General features: G+C 42.2%; 3 protein-coding genes. 1 reads left to right on the top strand and 2 read right to left on the bottom strand.

What is annotated here, in order from left to right; genetic code table 11:
* Positions 1–213 precede the first annotated feature (213 nt).
* Positions 214–1431: a diguanylate cyclase gene (locus CAG68_RS21905; RefSeq protein ID WP_042521393.1), complete on the top strand. Its 1218-nt coding sequence runs from the start codon at positions 214–216 to the stop codon at positions 1429–1431.
* A 158-nt stretch (positions 1432–1589) separates the two neighbouring features.
* On the opposite strand, the gene nqrM is transcribed toward CAG68_RS21905, so the two are convergent.
* On the bottom strand, positions 1590–1823 hold the full coding sequence (gene nqrM / locus CAG68_RS21900) for a (Na+)-NQR maturation NqrM (protein ID WP_005380273.1): 234 nt from the start codon (positions 1821–1823) through the stop codon (positions 1590–1592).
* Positions 1824–1845: 22 nt separating this feature from the next.
* Positions 1846–2794, bottom strand: a 949-nt coding sequence (locus CAG68_RS21895; protein WP_161441659.1) for an FAD:protein FMN transferase, incomplete at its 5' end; no start/stop codon positions are given.

The raw sequence follows: 2794 nt of genomic DNA, 5'->3' as shown, positions 1-2794 counted from the left end.
GCCATACCATGTTGATGCATTTCCATACTACTTTCTCCCTACGTTAGCTAAACATAATTATATAACTAAGACAGGAATAATGATGTGATGTTAACGGATGCGTGTCAAACATTTGAGTAGTTGTTCTACTTTTGGTTGACATGTGTTTTTTGATGGCGATAAGTTTAATTTTAGTTATCATTGATTTTAAACAATTAATTTTGGGGACTGCGCTTGAGTAATAAGATTCTGGTTGTTGAAGATAGTCGTGCATTTAAAAACTTTCTTTGCCAAACAATAAGCCAAGCTGGTTATGAGGTCATCGCAGCGGAAAGCTACGCGGAGGCAAAGAACTTGTTATCTTCAGCACAGGACCTCTTCTGTGCGGTTTTAGACTATTGTTTACCGGATGCTCAAGATGGCGAGATTATTGACCTCGTTTTGGAACATGGTCATCGTGTCATTGTTTTAACGGCTCGATTTCAAGAAGACACTCGCGAAAAGATGCTTGCAAAAGGTGTCCTCGACTATATTTTGAAAGACAGCATGGCGTCCGTTTCCTATCTATTACCACTCCTCAAGCGACTAACCAACAATCAACAACACAAATGTTTAGTCGTTGATGATTCACACACCGTAAGAAGACACATTGCCCAACTTTTGGAGCATCAATATATTCAGACGTTGGAAGCTGACAATGGGCAAAAAGCCCTAGAGCTTGTCGAGCAAAATCCAGATATCACTCTCGTTTTAACCGACCATGATATGCCCGTTAAAGATGGCATTACTATGGTGCGTGAATTACGTCGGAAGTGGGATAAAAATCAATTAGCCATTCTCGGCTTGTCGGGTAGTAACTCTAAGACCATGACGGCTAGGTTTCTAAAAGCAGGGGCCAATGACTTTTTATACAAGCCATTTAATCAAGAAGAATTTTTTTGCCGTATTCACCAACTGTTAGATATCAAAGACGCAACATCTGAACTGTTTAAAATGGCAAATCAAGATGCGCTAACGGGCTTATGGAACCGCCGCTTTCTGTTTGAGCAGCCCCATGTAGAAAACGCTCAAAGAAACATCGCGATGCTTGATATCGATTTCTTTAAGCAAGTAAATGATACATACGGACATGAGGGCGGCGATGCAGTGCTAGTCATGATAGCGAATATTCTAAAAATCTATTTTCCAAATGATATTGTCGCTAGGCTTGGTGGCGAGGAGTTTTGTATTCAAGCCAGTGGCGACTATGACGGCTTTCTAACACGCTTAGAACAAATGAGACAGCGCATAGAAAAAACGCCAATAACTTATTTGGACAAAAACATTCTTGTGACCGCGAGTATTGGTGTAAGCAACATCGAGGGGGAGCTGGAACAACAAATAAAAGTGGCGGATGAGCGACTTTACATGGCCAAAGAGAACGGACGTAACCAAATCATTTCTTCGTCCTAATGACTATCGGTGTGGTCTTGCTCTGTAACATGAGAGAAAGAAACAACAAAACATGGTATTAGGCTCTTTCTCGGACATCTGAGTTTTGGTTAGCTACCTAAAAATAAAGCTCAGCAGAACGCTGAGCTTTATCACTTTCTTAGTACGATTAACCAATACTAAGCAATTCTATCTTTTTCCCACGCCGCCAATTTCTCAGCACGCGCAGCCTCGCGCGCTTCACGTTTTTTACGCGCATCGCAGGGTTCTGGACAATTACACACTTTTTCGATGCCAACTGCCCCTAGGCCACCGCAGCTACCTTTCACGACTTTCTTTTGGAAAATGTATCCGACAGCCATTGCAGTGATTACCGCGACAAACACAGCAAAGGTAATTAGAAATGTATTCATAAAAACATGCTCACTTCTGTTGTTATTTCTTCATGAATGGCTTGTATGCTTCCGAAGCCAACTCTTTAAAACCATCTTCCGTTTTCACAATCATGAAAACAGGAATATTATTTTCGTTCGCAATTGCCATGCCTTTGTCTTCACCTAGCACCATAAGACCAGTTGCAAGACCATCAGCAGTCATCGACGATTTATCTAATACCGTTACAGACACCACTTTATGATGAATTGGTTTGCCTGTTCGTGGATTAATAATATGAGAGTATCTCACACCATTACTCTCAAAGTAATTACGATAGTCACCACTTGTTGCAATTGCCATGTCGCCTGGTTCAATAATTTCTTGAATTGAACGTTCATCAACGGTCGGTTTTTCAATTGCGATACGCCAAGGCACACCTTCACGATTGACACCTTTGAGACGCATTTCACCACCGACTTCGACCATAAAGTTCTGTACCCCTTCAGATTGAAGGTAGTCAGCAACCACGTCAACCCCCCAACCTTTCGCAATCGTCGATAGGTCGACGTACAAGTTAGGAAGATCTTTGGACAGTGTATTACCATCAACAGATAGGTGGTGAATACCGGTATTTGCTTTGCGAGAAGCGAGTTCTTCATCGGTTGGAACTACATCTGGACGAGCTTCTGGACCAAACCCCCACAGGTTAACTAGAGGGCCGACCGTCACATCCAATGCACCTAAAGTAAGACCGTTAAGGCGAATTGCTTCTTTCACTACCGTTGCTGTTTGTGTCGAAACTGTAAATGGCTCGCTCGTTTGATGCTGATTAAAACGACTTAACTCTGAGTCGTCACGATAGGTCGACATTTGGTCATTAACCTCTTCCAATAAGCGATCAATTTCTGTCTGCATCGCTTTTGGCGTTGGAATACCATCTTGCTCGATATACTTGATGTTGTAAGAAGTCCCCATGGTAGGGCCACTTAAATGAATTTGATCTGCAGGC

The sequence above is a fragment of the Vibrio sp. V42_P2S4T144 genome (assembly GCF_009904715.1).
Classification (GTDB): Bacteria; Pseudomonadota; Gammaproteobacteria; order Enterobacterales; family Vibrionaceae; genus Vibrio; species Vibrio alginolyticus.
This window is presented reverse-complemented; position numbering and strand designations above follow the sequence as displayed.

Bases quoted from the DNA above. Each gene is read 5' to 3' on its own strand.
- nqrM (WP_005380273.1), bottom strand. From the start codon at position 1,823: ATGAATACATTTCTAATTACCTTTGCTGTGTTTGTCGCGGTAATCACT.